Here is a 15,467-nt window from a genome sequence, read left to right as displayed (position 1 = left end):
GTCAGTCGCGCGTCAGAAGACGCGGTGCTAGCTCTTTCAGGGCGCGACGGTAGACCTCGCGCTTGAATGTCACAACCTGGCCCAGCGGGTACCAATAGCTGACCCAGCGCCAGCCGTCGAACTCCGGCTTGCCCGTCAGGTCCATCCGCACCCTTTGTTCGTTGCTTACCAGACGCAGCAGGAACCACTTCTGCTTCTGGCCAATGCACAGCGGCTGGCTGTGCGTACGCACCAGACGCTGGGGTAAACGATAACGCAACCAGCCACGCGTGCAGGCAAGAATTTCCACATCGTCGCGTTCAAGGCCAACTTCTTCGTTCAGCTCGCGGTACAGGGCATCTTCCGGCGTCTCGTCAGGGTTGATGCCACCCTGGGGAAATTGCCAGGCATCCTGGTTGATCCGTCGAGCCCATAGCACCTGCCCGGCATCATTCGTGAGAATGATCCCGACATTGGGGCGAAAACCATCCGGGTCGATCACGGCAGCAACCTCGCAAACGCATGTCACCGCATTGTTCCACAAAGCCTGCGAGCGCAGCAACGCGCCCGCCAAGCTTATGTGCAGCGAGGTGAAAACTCCGTATTCTGCGGGCCTACCTTGTAGCTGATGCGAGTGAACGCGATGCGCCTGGCTTTATTCGACCTGGACAATACCCTCCTCGGTGGCGACAGCGACCATGCCTGGGGTGACTATCTGTGCGAGCGCGGCATCCTCGACCCGGTCGCCTACAAACAACGCAACGATGCCTTCTACCAGCACTACCTGAACGGCACCCTGGACTTGCAGGCCTACCTGGCCTTTTCCATGGAGATTCTGGCGGCAACGCCTATGGCCCAGCTCGACGCGTGGCACCGCGATTTCATGCGGGACTGCATCGAGCCGATCATCCTGCCTAAGGCCTTGGCGTTGCTGCAGCAGCACCGCGAGGCGGGCGACAAACTGGTGATCATCACTGCCACCAACCGTTTCGTGACCGCGCCAATCGCCCGCCGTTTGGGCGTGCGTACCCTGCTGGCGACCGAATGCGAGACCGAAGATGGCCGCTACACCGGGCGTAGTACCGATATAGCGTGTTTCCGTGAAGGGAAAGTGACGAGGTTGCAGCGCTGGATGCTGGAAAACGGCTACGACCTTGAAGACAGCTATTTCTACAGCGATTCGATGAATGACCTGCCGTTGCTGCAGCAGGTGACGCATGCGGTGGCGGTGGACCCGGATCCGAACCTGCGGGCGGAAGCCGAGCAGCGTGGGTGGCCGGTGATTTCGCTGAGGGATTGAGGTTGTCCTGTGCAGGCCCTTTCGCGGGTAAACCCGCTCCCACAGGGATTGCATCAGGCCCGAGGGCTGTGCAGTCCTGTGGCAGCGGGCTTGCCCCGCGAAGAGGCCGGCATGGACAGCACAAGGCCATCAGACTGGCTTGGCACCCATCAAGCCGGCAATGGACAAGAAGCAAACCCCGCTGAACACCGCCAAGGCCAAGGTAAACCGCAGCCCCACCACCTGCGCCTTGCGCAGCCGGTTCAAGCGCACCAGCAGCCACCACACGGCAAACGCACCCAGCGTATAGATGACGCTGGATGCCAGCACCCAGGTCTGCCCCAGTGGCCAGCCGACCAGGTGCACCAGCCACCAGCCAGTGACCGGCATGCTCACCAGGCACACGCCCATGACCAACCAGACGAACACCAGCGGCCGGCGCAGCAATTTGCCGTAGGCCTCGGCATCGCCCAGCCGGCGGGAGCGAACTGTCCAGATCACCAAGCCCAGCGCGCCCAGAAGCAGCAGCGCAGTGGCGGTGATGTGCAAGGCCTTGAGCGTCGTCAGGTGTTCCATGTCTTCATATCCATGCGCGATGAGCCAAGCTTAGTCGCTCAACCCAAAAACAACCGGTAAGCCGGGTTATCGGTCTCGTCCCAGTACGGGTAACCGATCTTGGCCAGCGCCGCTGGCACCAGGTGGCGTTCGTCTTCCGGTACCTGCAAGCCCGCCACCACGCGCCCGTCGGCAGCGCCATGGTTGCGGTAGTGGAACATCGAGATATTCCAGCGCCCGCCCAGCTTGTTGAGGAAGTTGAACAACGCACCCGGCCGCTCGGGGAACTCGAAGCGCAGCACAATCTCATCACTGGCGCCGGCCGAATGGCCACCCACCATGTGACGAATGTGCAGCTTGGCCAGTTCGTTGTCGGTCAGGTCGGTAACCGGGAAGCCCTGCTCGGTCAGTTGCTGCACCAGCACCGCACGCGGGTCGTTCTCTGGGTGGGTCTGCACGCCGACGAAGATGTGCGCCTCGTCGGAGGTGTGCTTGCGGTAGTTGAATTCGGTGATCTGGCGCTTGCCGATCGCCTCGCAGAACGCCTTGAAGCTGCCCGGGCGCTCAGGGATGGTAACGGCGATGATGGCTTCGCGTTTTTCGCCCAATTCGGCACGCTCGGCCACATGGCGCAGGCGGTCGAAGTTGACGTTGGCGCCCGAATCGATGGCAACCAGGGTCTGGCCGGTCACGCCATACAGCTCGACATACTTCTTGATGCCGGCAACCCCCAGCGCGCCAGCAGGTTCGGTGATCGAGCGGGTATCGTCGTAGATATCCTTGATAGCTGCACAGATCTCGTCAGTACTGACAGTGATCACTTCATCCACGTGCAGGCGACAGATGTCGAAGGTGTGCTGGCCAATCTGCGCCACCGCCACACCGTCGGCGAACAGCCCGACCTGCGGCAACACCACGCGCTCACCCGCGGCCATGGCGGCCTGCAGGCAGTTGGAGTCGTCCGGCTCGACGCCGATGACTTTGATTTCCGGGCGCAGGTATTTCACGTAGGCCGCGATGCCGGCGATCAGGCCGCCGCCGCCGACCGGCACGAAGATCGCGTCCAGCCGGCCCGGGTGCTGACGCAGGATCTCCATGGCTACCGTGCCTTGCCCAGCGATGGTGTGCGGGTCGTCGTAGGGGTGGATATAGACGAAGCCCTTCTCATCGACCAGCTTGAGCGAATAGGCCAGCGCCTCGGGGAAGGTGTCGCCGTGCAATACCACCTTGCCGCCCCGCGAACGCACGCCTTCGATCTTGATCTCCGGGGTGGTCTTGGGCATCACGATGGTTGCCTTGATCCCCAGCTCACGCGCCGCCAGGGCCAGGCCCTGGGCATGGTTGCCGGCCGAGGCGGTGACCACACCGCGGGCCAGCTCTTCTGGTGTCAGTTGCGCCAGCTTGTTGTACGCCCCGCGAATCTTGAACGAGAACACCGGCTGCAGGTCTTCGCGCTTGAGCAAGATCTGGTTGCCGAGGCGTTTGCTCAGCTGCCCGGCGCTCTGCAGCGGCGTTTCGACGGCGACGTCATAGACGCGCGAGGTGAGGATCTTCTTGACGTACTGTTCGAGCATCGGGAAAGCATCACTGGCCGCGGGACAAGGGCTGCGAGTCTAACCCAGCGCTACGTCGGGCGACCACAGCAAAGCCGCGCAAGCCGCTATACTAAGCCCCTTTGAAACCCAGCCCCCTTTGAAACCCTCCCCGCCCCTCTCGGAGCCCGCATGACCCAGGACCAACTCAAACAGGCCGTCGCCCAGGCCGCTGTCGACTTCATTCTGCCCAAGCTGGATGAAAAGAGCGTCGTCGGCGTCGGTACCGGTTCGACCGCCAACTTCTTCATCGACGCCCTGGCTCAGCACAAGACCGCCTTCGATGGCGCAGTCGCCAGCTCCGAGGCCACCGCCCAGCGTCTGAAGGGTCATGGCATCCCGGTCTACGAGCTGAACAGCGTCAGCGAGCTGGAGTTCTATGTGGACGGCGCCGACGAGAGCGACGCGCACCTGAACCTGATCAAGGGCGGTGGCGCGGCCCTGACCCGCGAGAAGATCGTCGCGGCCGTGGCCAAGACCTTCATCTGCATCGCCGATGCCAGCAAGCTGGTCCCGGTGCTGGGCGCCTTCCCGCTGCCCGTCGAAGTGATCCCAATGGCCCGCAGCCACGTGGCGCGCCAGCTGGTCAAGCTGGGCGGTGACCCGGTGTACCGCGAGGGTGTGCTGACCGACAACGGTAACGTGATCCTGGACGTGTACAACCTGCAGATCACCAACCCGGTCGAGCTCGAAGCGCAGATCAATGCGATCGTTGGCGTGGTGACCAACGGCCTGTTCGCGGCACGCCCGGCGGACTTGCTGCTGCTCGGTACCGCTGAAGGTGTGAAAACCCTCAAGGCCGAGTAACCCAGGCCTATAAGCGTTGTTCTAGCCCTGCGCGATGCAGGTAGGAGCAGCCTTGTGCTGCGAAGAGGCCGGTAACAGCAGCAGAGATTCACTGTGAAGTCACCGGCCTCTTCGCAGCACAAGGCTGCTCCTACCTGCATCGCGCAGGGCCGCATTCAATCTGCCGGCTGTTTGAACACGTAAAACAGGTTCGGCTCACTGACCAGGTAAATGGTCCCCGCCTCATCCATCGCAATCCCTTCTGCCTGCGGCACCGTCTTCTTCAACCCCTGATACCCCTTGCGCAGCGACAAGGTACTGAGCGGCTTGCCCTTCACATCCAGTTCCAGCACCAGCCGCGATTCATCCGACAGCGCCAACAAATGGCCGCTGCGCTCGTCGAACTGCAAACTCGACAGGTCCCGCACAAACAAACGCGAGTCACGCTTGCGGTCCTGCACCACATGCACGGCATAAGGCTGCTCGGGGTTGTCATGCGGGAAGCCATGCACCTCGTAGATCAGCATCGGGTCGCGCTCCTTGGCCACGAACAGGCGCTTGCCGGCCGAGTCGTACGCCAGCCCCTCGAACCCCTTATTGCCGTTCAGGCCAATGCCCAGGGTCAACTGCTCGGCATCGCCGGCATCGAGGAACAGCGTATCGTCGTCCAGGCGCACGCGAATCAGCCGTTGCTGGCGCTCGTCGGTGATCACATAGCTGTTGGGGCCCACGTATTCCACCGCCTCCGGGTCGCCAAAGCCGGTCAGTGGCACGCGCCGCAGGATGCGCCCGTCCAGCGACAGCTCGATCAGCTCCGAACGTGCATTGGTGACGGTGAACAGGGTCTTGCGGTCTGGGTCGTAGGTCAGCGCCGAAATGTCATCGTCCAGCCCCTCGACAGGCTGCGCCTCGACCACCACCCGATAACGGTCCAGGCCGATGCCCTGCTCGGCTGGCTGCCACCAGGTTTTCAGGTTGAACCAGCCGCGCTCGAACAGGCGAAACTCCTGCCCGGCCCAGCCGAGCAAAAGCAGGCCAATCAAGGCCGGAATCAGTGACAGGCGAAGATAGCGACGCATTTGGGGACAGACTCGACGTAAGGGTGGCGAATCTAACCATGAACAACTGAATCAAAGCTTAATGCCAGCATCCGACAAGTCTGATGTTGCTGTCAGTTTTTCTTGAACCGATAGAAAAGCGCCGGCTCGCTGACCATGTACAGGTTGCCCTGGTCATCCATGGCCACGCCTTCGGCACGTGGGATGGTGCGCTCAAGGCCATTGAAACCGCCCAGCAAGGTCATGAAGCTGACTTGCTGGCCCTGCTCATCCAGCTCCAACAGCATGTTGGAGTCCGCCGACAATGCCAACAGGTGCCCGGTGCGCGGGTCGACGCCGAGGGCCGACAGGTTGCGCAGGTCGAGCTCATCATTGGGCAGCAACTGCTTGTCGCCCTTCAGCGGGCTACGGCCATCGGTGCTCCAGGTGTACAGCTTGGGCGGGCGCTCTTCGCCGATCACCAGGCGTTGACGCATCGGGTCCCAGGCCACGGCCTCGAAGCCCTTGTTGCTCTTCACCGACTTGCCCAGGTCGTAGCTCGGGAAGTCATCATGGTTAAGCGACGTGGTGTGCGCATCCACCTTGACCACAGTCAGGTCGTGCAGCCGTTCGTCGACGATCGCCAGGTGCCCGTCCTCCATCACCGCCAGCCCTTCCGGGTTGTTCCAGCCCTTTAATGGAATCTGGCGCAGCACGTTACCGTCCAGGCTGAGCTCGACCAGGAACGGGTTCTTGCCCATGACGGCGAACAAGGTGCGGGTTTGCGGGTTGAAGGCCACGTCCGAGGCTTCGTCATCGTCCATGCCGGGCAGCGGTTTGGCGTCGATATCGGCCTGATAGGCCGGCAGCCAGACGCTCTCGCTTTGCTCGGCGGTGCTTTCAAAGCTTTCCTTCACCCACAGTGCCCCGCGGTCATCCCAGTGCATGGCCACGGATACGCCATAGCCGATCACCGCTGCAACTGCCAGGCCGAACGGCCAGCGCAGGTAAAAGCGACGCTTGGGAGTTGCCGGGGCGCTGGAGCGAGATGGCATACGTGGATCCTGGGAAAATGGGCGTAGGTCCGCGCATTATCCAGATAAGGTGTGAAAAATCGGTAAACAGTGCCGGCCTCTTCGCGGGCAAGCCCGCTCCCACAGGCATTTCACAATGTTCAAGTCTTGTGCAGCCCCTGTGGGAGGGTTTTACCTCAGAGCACCCGGCTTTCGAAGCGGCTCACACCCGGCAACTCAATCACCAGCTCATCACCGACATTGAACGGCCCTACGCCCGCCGGCGTACCGGTCAAGATCACATCCCCCGCCTGCAACGAGAAATGCGCCGCCATGTACTGGATCATCGGCACGATCGGGTTGAGCATCAACGCGCTGTTGCCGTCCTGCACCACTTTGCCATTGAGGGTCAGGCGCACCGGGATGTCGGTCACATCCTCGAAACTGGCCGCCGAAACGAACGGCGGCAGCACGCAGGCGCCGTCAAAGCTCTTGCACAGCTCCCAAGGCAGGCCCTTTTCCTTGAGCTTGGCCTGCACGTCGCGCAGGGTCAGGTCGAGCGCCGGGGCGTAACCGGAGATGGCGTCCAGCACCTCTTCTTCGGTTGGCTTGGTGGACAACGGCTTGCCCAGCAGCACAGCAATCTCGGCCTCGTAATGCACAACGCCACGGTCGGTCGGGATCTTGAAACCACCTTCCAGCGGCACCACGCAACTGCCCGGCTTGATGAACAGCAACGGCTCGCTGGGGATCGGGTTGTCCAGTTCCTTGGCATGCTCGGCATAGTTACGGCCGATGCACACCACCTTGCCCAATGGGAAGTGGATGCGCGTGCCGTCTACGTACTGGTGCTGGTAACTCATGGCCGACTCCTCTGCATACTGCTTATTATTCAGGAGCGAAGATCTTACCCGGATTCATGATGCCGTTAGGGTCGAAGACGGCCTTTATTGCCTTCATGCAGGCGATTTCTTCGGCCGAGCGGCTGTAGCCGAGGTAGTCACGCTTGGTCATGCCCACGCCATGCTCGGCCGAGATCGAGCCGTTGTAGCGCTGGACGATTTCGAACACCCACTTGTTGACCTTGGCGCAGGAGGCAAAGAAGGCATCTTTGCTCATGGCGTCGGGCTTGAGGATGTTCAGGTGCAGGTTGCCATCGCCGATATGGCCGTACCAGACCACCTCGTAGTCCGGGTAATGCTCGCCGACGATGGCATCGATGTCGCGCAAAAACGCCGGCACCTTGGAGACGGTGACAGAAATGTCGTTTTTGTACGGGGTCCAGTGGGAGATGGTTTCGGACAGGTACTCACGCAACTTCCACAGGTTTCTCAGCTGGGTTTCGCTCTGGCTCATCACCCCGTCCAGCACCCAGCCCTGCTCGACACAGTGCTCGAAGGTGGCCAAGGCTTCGTTGGCGACCTCTTCGGTGCTGGCTTCGAACTCCAGCAGGGCATAGAACGGGCAATCGGTCTCGAAAGGCGCCGGCACATCGCCACGGCCCATGATCTTGGCCAGGCCCTTGTCGGAAAAGAACTCGAAGGCCGTCAGGTCGAGCTTGGCCTGGAAGGCATGCAGCACCGGCATGATCGAGTCGAAATCCGGCGTGCCCAGCACCATCGCGGTGAGGTTGCGCGGGGCGCGGTCCAAGCGCATGGTCGCTTCGACCACAAAGCCCAGCGTGCCCTCGGCACCAATGAACAGCTGGCGCAGATCGTAGCCGGTGGCGTTCTTGATCAGGTCTTTGTTCAGCTCCAGCAACTCGCCCTTGCCGGTGACCACTTTCAGCCCGGCAACCCAGTTGCGGGTCATGCCGTAGCGAATCACCTTGATGCCGCCGGCGTTGGTGCCGATGTTGCCGCCAATCTGGCTGGAGCCGCTGGAGGCGAAGTCCACCGGGTAATACAGGCCTTGCGCCTCGGCGTAGGCCTGCAATTGCCGGGTAATCACCCCCGGCTGGCACACCACCGTGCGGTCGAACGCATTGAAGTCGAGAATCTGGTTCATGTAATCGAACGCGACCACGACCTCGCCATTGGCCGCCACGGCACCGCCCGACAGCCCGGTACGCCCACCGGACGGCACCAGCGCAACCTGATGGCGGTTGGCCCAGGCAACGATGGCCTGCACCTGCGCGATGCTCTTGGGGAACACGATGGCCGTGGGCGCTGGCGGGTAATGCTTGGTCCAGTCCTTGCCGTAGGCTTCGAGGGAAACGGCGTCAGTCAGGACCTTGCCAGGGTCGACAAGGGTCATCAGTTCATCAATAACAGCGGGGTGGGTCATCGCTGGAACTCTCGACTTATTCATAGTCACCCTGAGCACTCTTCACCTGTCGGGATAAGCTCAGATTGTGTCGCGTATGCTAGCATAGCCCTCCCGCTGTTCATGCTAAGGCCGACGCCGCGCCTAGCATCACCCCTCGCCATTTTTTCTCCGGGATACAGGTTTACGCAGATGAGCAAGACTTCTCTCGACAAGAGCAAGATCAGGTTCCTTCTTCTTGAAGGTGTGCACCAGAACGCGGTCGATACCCTCAAGGCTGCCGGCTACACCAACATCGAATACCTCACTGGTTCGTTGCCGGAAGCCGAGCTGAAGGAAAAGATCGCCGATGCCCACTTCATCGGCATCCGCTCGCGCACGCAACTGACTGAAGAGATCTTCGACTGCGCGAAGAAGCTGGTTGCGGTCGGCTGCTTCTGCATCGGTACCAACCAGGTCGACCTGGAAGCGGCCCGCGAGCGCGGTATCGCCGTGTTCAACGCCCCGTACTCGAACACCCGTTCGGTCGCCGAACTGGTGCTGGCCGAGGCCATCCTGCTGCTGCGCGGCATCCCCGAGAAGAACGCTTCGTGCCACCGTGGTGGCTGGATCAAGAGCGCGGCCAACTCCTTCGAGATCCGTGGCAAGAAGCTGGGCATCGTCGGCTACGGCTCGATCGGCACCCAACTGTCGGTCCTGGCTGAAAACCTAGGCATGCAGGTGTACTTCTTCGACCCGCTGACCAAGCTGCCGTTGGGCAACGCTGTCCAGGTCGCCAGCCTGCACGAGCTGCTGGGCTTGGCCGACATCGTCTCGCTGCATGTGCCTGAGCTACCATCCACCCAGTGGATGATCGGCGAGAAGGAAATCCGCGCGATGAAGAAGGGCTCGATCCTGATCAACGCCGCCCGCGGTACCGTGGTCGAGATGGATCACCTGGCTGCCGCGATCAAGGACAAGCACCTGATCGGCGCCGCCATCGACGTGTTCCCGGTCGAGCCGCGCTCCAACGACGAAGAGTTCGAAAGCCCGCTGCGCGGCCTGGACAACGTCATCCTGACCCCGCACATCGGTGGCTCCACTGCCGAGGCCCAGGCCAACATCGGCCTGGAAGTTGCCGAGAAGCTGGTCAAGTACAGCGACAACGGTACCTCGGTGTCTTCGGTCAACTTCCCGGAAGTTGCCTTGCCGGCGCACCCAGGCAAACACCGCCTGCTGCACATCCACGAAAACATCCCTGGCGTGCTCAGCGAGATCAACAAGGTCTTCGCCGAGAACGGCATCAACATCTCCGGTCAGTTCCTGCAGACCAACGAGAAAGTGGGTTACGTGGTGATCGACGTTGACGCCGAGTACTCGGACCTGGCGCAAGAGAAACTGCAGCACGTGAAGGGCACTATCCGCTCCCGCGTTCTGTTCTAAGTTTCACGGCGGCATGAAAAAGGGAGGCCGTGGTGGCCTCCCTTTTTCGTGGGTGCTTACTTCACCTCGACGGTGATCTTTTTCGATTCGACGCTCGGCTTGAACGGCACGTGGTACTTGTCGCCCAAGACCAACTGCAAAGTGTGCTTGCCTGGGGTCAGGGTAATGGTCGCCTCGGTTTGTGCCTTGCCGAAGTGCAGCACTTGCGGGCCGGCCGGCAGCGGCGCGTTGTTTTCAGGCATCACGCTGGTTGGCAGGGGCTTGTCGGCCTCCGGCTCTTTATCGACGTCCACCAGCAGGTGGTGATGCCCGCTATGCGGGGTCTGGTCACCCGCAGGCTTGAGCGCCATGCCCTCGATGCCGAACTTGACGGTGAAGGTCTTGTCGACCGTTGCGCCATCGACGGGGGAAACGATGACGACCTTGGCATCCTTGGGCGGCTCCTGGCTCTTCAGGGCATCCTCGGCACTGGCGAACACCGAGGCCCCCATCAGCAGACCGGCTACGGCAGCACGCGAAAATAGGCTGTTCATTCACTTCTCCTGTGATTCACTTAAAGACCACTGCCGTTAAAACGTGCGGCAGCGGTAGTTCACCATAGCCCACAAAGAGAAATATTTCAGTTAGGGTTAAACCTCGCCAAGGCTTCAAGGTCATAGGCTGCGCTCGACCACGACGAGGAAGAAAGCCGTGGCGAATGAAATTCATCTGCCGAATAAAAAAGGGGCATTCATGCGTTCGACCCTAGGCGTACTGCTTGCAGTACTGATCAGTCCATTGGCCCAAGCCGAGCTGATAGACGAAATCAACGACCGCGGCGAACTGCGCATTGCCGTGCAGTCCGATACACCGCCCTATGTATTCAAGGAAAACGACCACCTCACGGGTTTCGAGATCGAGTTCGGGCAAATCCTGGCCAAGGAACTGGACCTGCGGGCTGAATTCATTGAAACGCCAGCTGAAGAAGTGCTGCCGGGCGTGGAGAGTGGCAAGTACGACATTACCTTGAATGAACAGAACACCAGTAAACAGCTGGACGTGAGCCAGCCTTATGGTGAGAAGAAACAGGTCATTCCGTTCCAGAAAGACAACCCGGCGTTCGAGAGCGCGGTGAACAACGCCCTGCAACGGATCAAGGACGATGGGCGCATGGCAGAGCTGGAGCAGAAGTGGTTCAAGGGTACCCAGGAGACGGCTGCAGGCCAGTGAATGACCGGCTCTTTGTAGGAGCAGCCTTGCGCTGCGAAAGGGCCGGCAAGGCAGGAACGGGTGTTGCAGGTGCGGCCTCTTCGCAGCGCAAGGCTGCTCCTACAGGTTCGCCAACGCTTGTTGTGCTTCATCCAGCTCAAGCTCGCTGAATACCAGCACCCCTTCCCGACGCAGCAGCGCCGTGGTCACGCCCTCCCCCGGCACCTTCACCCCGCTGAAGGTGCCATCGTAGGTCAGGCGATTACCACACGAAGGGCTGCCAGACTTGAGCACCGCGACGCGAATTCCGTGCCGGCGCACCAGCGCCAACGCCAGCTGAGCACCGGCCAGAAACGCGTCGCTGACGTCCTCACCCGTCACCGTCAGCACCTGTGCCTGGCCATCGAGCACCGCGCTGCCCTGCCCGCCTGGTATCTCCGCAGGCGGTCGCGGTGTAGGCAAGCCACCGGCCACTTCCGGGCACAAGGGCACTACTCGCCCTGCCGCCTGCCAGGCTTGCAACACACCCGGATGGCCACTGGCGCGGCCGTCATAGCGCACCGGCTGCCCCAGCAGGCACGCGCTGACCAGCACCTTGGGCAAGTCAGAACAGGTCATTGCCACGGCGCCGGAACCAGCCAGTCAACGACAGGCGCTCACGCCCGGCCGGCAATACCTCATGGGGCACATCGCCCGACAGGAACACCACCAGGCATCCGGCCACGGGCTGCACATCGTGCTCGACACCCTGCGCCAGGAACATGCGCAGCTGGCCGCCATCCTGTGGCTGCCAGTCTTCGTTCAAATAGAGCACTGCCGAGACCATGCGCCGGTCATCGTCACGAAAGCGGTCCAAATGGCGGCGATAGAACGCGCCCGGCGGGTACAGGGCAAAATGGCATTCGAAATCTTCAAGGCCCAGGAACAGCCCCTGGTTGATGGCTAGGCGCAGCTGGTCCATGGCCGCCAGGTACTGGTCGCAGGCAGCGGCCTGGCCGGGGTCGATCCACTGGATCTGATCACCGCGGATCGCCTCGCGGATCTCCTGTGAAGCCCCGCGTCCAACCCCTGCCGGGTTGAGCTCGCCTTCGGCGTCACGGCGCCGGCACTCGGCCGCCAGCGCGCGCACCAGGTCGCCAGGCAAAAAGAGCGCCTGCTGGGACCAGCCATGGGTGGCCAGATCGTCAACGACGGCCGCAAGCATCGGGTGTTCAGGGGAGATGTGCATGGCGCGCATCATATCCATTAGCCTTGCACTCGCACAGCGCCACTTGGCCGAGAAGCGCGCTGATATCTCGACAAACCGACGCTGGGCCAAGGACAATGGCAGCCTGCCGACAGGAGTCCTGAATGCGCCGTCTGTTTTCCCTGATTCTGCTGATGATCTGCACCATGCCTGTCTGGGCAGACAGCCTGGATCAACTGTACAAGGCCGCCGGCTGGCCCGACCAGCGCGCCCACTTCAACGATGCCCTGAGCGCCGCCCAGGAACGCTATCGCAATAGCCTGCCGCCTGCCGTCTACCAAGCGCTGGTCAACAACAGCAATCAGCGCTTCCAGGCCCAGGCCGTGGACCGTCGTGCCCAGGCGAAACTGCGCGCAACCCTGAGCAACCCTGCGCCAGCGCTGGCCTTCTTCCAGTCGCCGCTGGGCCGCAAGGTGGTGGCTGCCGAACTGCAAGCCACGCGCAAGGACCAGTTGGCCAAAAACGCCAAAGGCCTGCCGAAAGTCCAGGCCAGTGACGACCGCCTGTTGCTTATCGGCCACTTGGCCCAGGCGTTGCCCGCCCGCGAGGCCGGTGCAGAGGTCAGCCTGGCGATTGCCGGCGTCGCCGCCGACAGCCTCAGTTCGATGATCCCCGGCCTGTTTGGCGGCGGCCAGGCCCAGAGCCTGCTCGATGGCCAGCGCCAACGCCTGATGGGCCAGATCGGTGAGGACCTCAACAATACGCTGCTGTACGTGTACCGCGACTTGTCCGACGCCGAGCTGGAACAATTCGCCAACTTCGCCGAATCACCTGAGGGCAAGGCGTATTACCAGGCGGCACTGGCTGCCGTGCGCGCCGGCCTGGCGGTCGGCCAGAGTGCTGCCGACCTCAAGTGATCAGCCCAGGCGCTGGTCGATGAAGGTGAAGTAGCGCTGGCGAATGCCGGGCAGTTCATTGGCCAGGTGGTGCCGCGCCTCGGGCAGCATGAGTATTTGCGGCTCAGTGAACTTGGCCTTGAGCACCTCGAGGTTGTAGGGCCAGTCCACCGTGCCGTCCGCCTCACCTTGCACGATCAAGGGCCGCCGTGTGCTGCGTGGCGCGGCTTCTATGCGCTTGACCCAGGCGATCAGCGCGCCGACCCAGGCCGTGGGTAAACGACGCGGTTGCAGGGGGTCGGCCTCCAGAAACGCTAGGAAGGCCGGGTCGTTGGTGTTTTCACTGAAGCGCCGTTCGATGCCGTTTACGAAATGGCGCAGCACGCAATAGCTGAGCTTCGACCAACGCCAGGAGCAGGGCCGTACCAGCGGCGCGAGCAGGATCACCTGCCCATCGGCCGGGCTTTGCTCGCCCCGGTGCAACAGGTGGTCGACCACAATGGCGCCTCCCGTGCTTTGCCCGCACAAATGCCAAGGCCGCGGCAGGCCCAGCCTGCGCGCTTGCTCGAAGAGTGCATCGAGCACCTGCTGATACAGCGAAAAGTCGCTGATGCTGGCCCGCTCACCGCTGGAAAGGCCATGGCCGGGCAGGTCACAGCTGATCACTGCATAACCCTGGCCCAGTGCCCACTCGATCACATGCCGGTAAAGGCCCATGTGGTCGTAATAGCCATGCAGCAGGAACACCGTGGCCACCGGCTGCGGCGGCAGCCAGACTTGCCCGACCAACTCGAACCCGGCCGCTTGAAAACCACCCAGCCAACTGTGCACGGGCAGGTCCAGGCCATAAAAATGCTGGTAATCGCGCCCCTGTGCCGACAACGGCTGGCGATCGGTCAAGGGCGCGAGGCTGGCACGCAGAAGGTCGGGGAGCAAAGCGGCGGGCATCGGGTACATCCAGAGCGAAGCGAGTATTGATCTGTGATATTCAGCTCTAGCTGGCGTCGTGGCAAGCTTGCTCACCCTCGAACAACCAACACCTATCAAATTGTGGGAGCGGCCTTGTGTCGCGAAAGGGCCAATGACTCCTCATGAATAGCCGAATCATCAAAAAATCGCGCACGGCAATCGCCCTACTGGTTGGCGTTGGCATTCTCTGGCAGGCCTACACCACCTTCCAGTCCCGCTACCTGCGCCCGTTCGACAACCAGGCCACCCTGTTCGACGGCAGCCAACTGCGCCTGCCCGCAGAACTGGCCGGCCCCGGCCGGATCCGTGTGGTGCACTTCTGGGACCCGGCCTGCCCGTGCAATGTCGGCAACCAGCAGCACCTGGCCGACCTGGTCAGCCACTTCGCAGGCGACGGCGTCAGCTTTCATGTGCTGCAAAAACCCGGCAGCCGCGGCCAGTTGCCCGCGAACCTCAGCGCCCTCAAGCCCCTTGCCAGCCTGCCCGGCAGCGAACACCTGCCCGCCTCTCCGGCCGTGGCCATCTGGGACCGACAAGGCCACCTCGCCTATTTCGGGCCTTACAGCGAAGGGGCGGTGTGCAACGCCAGCAACAGTTTCATCGAACCGATCCTCAAGGCGTTGATCGACAACCGCCAGGTGACGGCCTCCAACACCTTGGCGGTGGGTTGCTATTGCCCCTGGGCCGGCTGACGCACGCGCGCCGGGTTACCGACCACCACCGCACCCGCCGGCACATCGCGGGTGACCACACTGCCCGCGCCGACCACCGCGTTGTCGCCAAGGGTCACCCCCGGCAGGATGATCGCCCCGCCACCAATCCACACATTGTTGCCAATACTCACCGGCCGGCCGCTTTCCAGCCCGGTGCGCCGCAGCTCAGGGTCGAGTGGGTGGTCGGCGGTGTAGATCTGCACCGCCGGGCCAATCTGGCAATCGTCGCCGATGCGCACCGGCAGCACGTCGAGGATCACGCAGTTGAAGTTGATGAAGGTGTTGCGGCCAATGCTGATGTTGTAGCCATAGTCGCAATAGAACGGCGGGCGGATCACCGTGCCTTCGCCGGCCTGGCCGAAGTGCTCGGCGAGCAGGCCGTGACGTGCGTCGTTGAGCAGCTCGAAACTGCTGTTGTAGCGCTGCATCCAGTGCTTGTTGGCAATTTGCTCGGCCTGCAGCTCGGGGCAGCCGGCATGGTAGAGCTGGCCTGCGAGCATTTTCTGTTTTTCGCTGAGGGACATGGAAACTCCTTTCGAGGGCTATGCTCTGTGCGCGAATCCGTCGATGATCGGACCACAGTTTCC

Annotated in this window: 18 protein-coding genes; 6 read left to right on the top strand and 12 right to left on the bottom strand. The window is 62.2% G+C overall.

Annotated elements, in window-relative coordinates; all coding sequences use genetic code 11:
• Position 1 precedes the first annotated feature (1 nt).
• A complete protein-coding gene (locus QOS90_RS01975) occupies positions 2 to 481 on the bottom strand; it encodes an RNA pyrophosphohydrolase (RefSeq protein ID WP_003249017.1) in 480 nt (159 codons plus the stop codon).
• Positions 482 to 622: 141 nt separating this feature from the next.
• On the opposite strand from QOS90_RS01975, the gene QOS90_RS01970 reads away from it, so the two are divergent.
• Positions 623 to 1,279 carry a histidinol-phosphatase gene (locus QOS90_RS01970; RefSeq protein WP_027592292.1) on the top strand — a complete coding sequence of 219 codons (657 nt, stop codon included), beginning with the start codon at positions 623 to 625 and terminating at the stop codon, positions 1,277 to 1,279.
• A 129-nt stretch (positions 1,280 to 1,408) separates the two neighbouring features.
• On the opposite strand, the gene QOS90_RS01965 is transcribed toward QOS90_RS01970, so the two are convergent.
• On the bottom strand, positions 1,409 to 1,834 hold the full coding sequence (locus QOS90_RS01965; protein WP_085272217.1) for a DUF2269 family protein: 426 nt from the start codon (positions 1,832 to 1,834) through the stop codon (positions 1,409 to 1,411).
• 38 nt (positions 1,835 to 1,872) lie between these two features.
• Positions 1,873 to 3,387, bottom strand: coding sequence for a threonine ammonia-lyase, biosynthetic (ilvA, locus tag QOS90_RS01960; RefSeq protein WP_027592290.1), 1,515 nt, complete (start codon positions 3,385 to 3,387; stop codon positions 1,873 to 1,875).
• A gap of 150 nt (positions 3,388 to 3,537) precedes the next feature.
• Here ilvA and rpiA point away from each other — a divergent pair, with 150 nt between their 5' ends.
• Positions 3,538 to 4,212: a ribose-5-phosphate isomerase RpiA gene (rpiA, locus tag QOS90_RS01955; protein ID WP_027592289.1), complete on the top strand. Its 675-nt coding sequence runs from the start codon at positions 3,538 to 3,540 to the stop codon at positions 4,210 to 4,212.
• Positions 4,213 to 4,367: 155 nt separating this feature from the next.
• On the opposite strand, the gene QOS90_RS01950 is transcribed toward rpiA, so the two are convergent.
• The 4 genes from QOS90_RS01950 to QOS90_RS01935 all read right to left on the bottom strand — a co-directional run bounded on the left by QOS90_RS01950 (position 4,368) and on the right by QOS90_RS01935 (position 8,527).
• Complete coding sequence (locus QOS90_RS01950; RefSeq protein ID WP_085272216.1) at positions 4,368 to 5,270, bottom strand: SdiA-regulated domain-containing protein; 903 nt, start codon at positions 5,268 to 5,270, stop codon at positions 4,368 to 4,370.
• A gap of 92 nt (positions 5,271 to 5,362) precedes the next feature.
• Entirely contained in the window at positions 5,363 to 6,283 is a 921-nt protein-coding gene (locus QOS90_RS01945; RefSeq protein WP_027592287.1) for an SdiA-regulated domain-containing protein, read from the bottom strand.
• A gap of 155 nt (positions 6,284 to 6,438) precedes the next feature.
• The gene (locus QOS90_RS01940; RefSeq protein ID WP_085272215.1) at positions 6,439 to 7,104 is read right to left on the bottom strand and encodes a fumarylacetoacetate hydrolase family protein; all 666 of its coding nucleotides are present in this window, start codon (positions 7,102 to 7,104) and stop codon (positions 6,439 to 6,441) included.
• A 25-nt stretch (positions 7,105 to 7,129) separates the two neighbouring features.
• Positions 7,130 to 8,527 (bottom strand): D-2-hydroxyglutarate dehydrogenase, encoded by a 1,398-nt coding sequence (locus tag QOS90_RS01935; RefSeq protein WP_027592285.1) that lies wholly within the window; start codon positions 8,525 to 8,527, stop codon positions 7,130 to 7,132.
• A 171-nt stretch (positions 8,528 to 8,698) separates the two neighbouring features.
• On the opposite strand from QOS90_RS01935, the gene serA reads away from it, so the two are divergent.
• Positions 8,699 to 9,928 (top strand): phosphoglycerate dehydrogenase, encoded by a 1,230-nt coding sequence (gene serA, locus QOS90_RS01930; RefSeq protein WP_085272214.1) that lies wholly within the window; start codon positions 8,699 to 8,701, stop codon positions 9,926 to 9,928.
• Between the two features lie 56 nt (positions 9,929 to 9,984).
• Here serA and QOS90_RS01925 read toward each other — a convergent pair whose 3' ends face one another.
• The gene (locus tag QOS90_RS01925) at positions 9,985 to 10,461 is read right to left on the bottom strand and encodes a DUF4399 domain-containing protein (protein WP_027592283.1); all 477 of its coding nucleotides are present in this window, start codon (positions 10,459 to 10,461) and stop codon (positions 9,985 to 9,987) included.
• Positions 10,462 to 10,660: 199 nt separating this feature from the next.
• Between QOS90_RS01925 and QOS90_RS01920 the strand changes: the two genes are divergently transcribed.
• Entirely contained in the window at positions 10,661 to 11,137 is a 477-nt protein-coding gene (locus QOS90_RS01920; protein ID WP_027592282.1) for a transporter substrate-binding domain-containing protein, read from the top strand.
• 99 nt (positions 11,138 to 11,236) lie between these two features.
• On the opposite strand, the gene QOS90_RS01915 is transcribed toward QOS90_RS01920, so the two are convergent.
• Together QOS90_RS01915 and QOS90_RS01910 are read right to left on the bottom strand one after the other, a co-directional pair.
• Entirely contained in the window at positions 11,237 to 11,734 is a 498-nt protein-coding gene (locus tag QOS90_RS01915; protein ID WP_085272213.1) for a 2-thiouracil desulfurase family protein, read from the bottom strand.
• Positions 11,721 to 12,353 (bottom strand): 2OG-Fe(II) oxygenase, encoded by a 633-nt coding sequence (locus QOS90_RS01910; RefSeq protein WP_027592280.1) that lies wholly within the window; start codon positions 12,351 to 12,353, stop codon positions 11,721 to 11,723. The genes QOS90_RS01915 and QOS90_RS01910 overlap by 14 nt, the downstream gene beginning before the upstream one ends.
• 113 nt (positions 12,354 to 12,466) lie before the next feature.
• Here QOS90_RS01910 and QOS90_RS01905 point away from each other — a divergent pair, with 113 nt between their 5' ends.
• Positions 12,467 to 13,219 (top strand): DUF2059 domain-containing protein, encoded by a 753-nt coding sequence (locus QOS90_RS01905; RefSeq protein WP_027592279.1) that lies wholly within the window; start codon positions 12,467 to 12,469, stop codon positions 13,217 to 13,219.
• On the opposite strand, the gene bipL is transcribed toward QOS90_RS01905, so the two are convergent.
• A complete protein-coding gene (bipL, locus tag QOS90_RS01900) occupies positions 13,220 to 14,146 on the bottom strand; it encodes a phospholipase BipL (protein ID WP_027592278.1) in 927 nt (308 codons plus the stop codon).
• 143 nt (positions 14,147 to 14,289) lie between these two features.
• Here bipL and QOS90_RS01895 point away from each other — a divergent pair, with 143 nt between their 5' ends.
• Entirely contained in the window at positions 14,290 to 14,859 is a 570-nt protein-coding gene (locus QOS90_RS01895) for a DUF6436 domain-containing protein (protein WP_085272212.1), read from the top strand.
• Here QOS90_RS01895 and QOS90_RS01890 read toward each other — a convergent pair.
• Positions 14,838 to 15,404: a sugar O-acetyltransferase gene (locus QOS90_RS01890; protein WP_027592276.1), complete on the bottom strand. Its 567-nt coding sequence runs from the start codon at positions 15,402 to 15,404 to the stop codon at positions 14,838 to 14,840. The genes QOS90_RS01895 and QOS90_RS01890 overlap by 22 nt on opposite strands.
• Between the last annotated feature and the right edge of the window lie 63 nt (positions 15,405 to 15,467).

The sequence above is a fragment of the Pseudomonas sp. LAIL14HWK12:I10 genome, assembly GCF_900184205.1.
Taxonomy (GTDB): Bacteria; Pseudomonadota; Gammaproteobacteria; order Pseudomonadales; family Pseudomonadaceae; genus Aquipseudomonas; species Aquipseudomonas kermanshahensis.
Note: the sequence above shows the minus strand (reverse complement) of the source record. Positions and strands in the feature narration are given on the sequence as shown.

Coding starts and splice junctions, on each gene's coding strand:
- QOS90_RS01970 (WP_027592292.1), top strand. CDS start 623: ATGCGCCTGGCTTTATTCGACCTGGACAATACCCTCCTCGGTGGCGAC.
- QOS90_RS01965 (WP_085272217.1), bottom strand. CDS start 1,834: ATGGAACACCTGACGACGCTCAAGGCCTTGCACATCACCGCCACTGCG.
- ilvA (WP_027592290.1), bottom strand. CDS start 3,387: ATGCTCGAACAGTACGTCAAGAAGATCCTCACCTCGCGCGTCTATGAC.
- rpiA (WP_027592289.1), top strand. CDS start 3,538: ATGACCCAGGACCAACTCAAACAGGCCGTCGCCCAGGCCGCTGTCGAC.
- QOS90_RS01950 (WP_085272216.1), bottom strand. CDS start 5,270: ATGCGTCGCTATCTTCGCCTGTCACTGATTCCGGCCTTGATTGGCCTG.
- QOS90_RS01945 (WP_027592287.1), bottom strand. CDS start 6,283: ATGCCATCTCGCTCCAGCGCCCCGGCAACTCCCAAGCGTCGCTTTTAC.
- QOS90_RS01940 (WP_085272215.1), bottom strand. CDS start 7,104: ATGAGTTACCAGCACCAGTACGTAGACGGCACGCGCATCCACTTCCCA.
- QOS90_RS01935 (WP_027592285.1), bottom strand. CDS start 8,527: ATGACCCACCCCGCTGTTATTGATGAACTGATGACCCTTGTCGACCCT.
- serA (WP_085272214.1), top strand. CDS start 8,699: ATGAGCAAGACTTCTCTCGACAAGAGCAAGATCAGGTTCCTTCTTCTT.
- QOS90_RS01925 (WP_027592283.1), bottom strand. CDS start 10,461: ATGAACAGCCTATTTTCGCGTGCTGCCGTAGCCGGTCTGCTGATGGGG.
- QOS90_RS01920 (WP_027592282.1), top strand. CDS start 10,661: ATGCGTTCGACCCTAGGCGTACTGCTTGCAGTACTGATCAGTCCATTG.
- QOS90_RS01915 (WP_085272213.1), bottom strand. CDS start 11,734: ATGACCTGTTCTGACTTGCCCAAGGTGCTGGTCAGCGCGTGCCTGCTG.
- QOS90_RS01910 (WP_027592280.1), bottom strand. CDS start 12,353: ATGCGCGCCATGCACATCTCCCCTGAACACCCGATGCTTGCGGCCGTC.
- QOS90_RS01905 (WP_027592279.1), top strand. CDS start 12,467: ATGCGCCGTCTGTTTTCCCTGATTCTGCTGATGATCTGCACCATGCCT.
- bipL (WP_027592278.1), bottom strand. CDS start 14,146: ATGCCCGCCGCTTTGCTCCCCGACCTTCTGCGTGCCAGCCTCGCGCCC.
- QOS90_RS01895 (WP_085272212.1), top strand. CDS start 14,290: ATGAATAGCCGAATCATCAAAAAATCGCGCACGGCAATCGCCCTACTG.
- QOS90_RS01890 (WP_027592276.1), bottom strand. CDS start 15,404: ATGTCCCTCAGCGAAAAACAGAAAATGCTCGCAGGCCAGCTCTACCAT.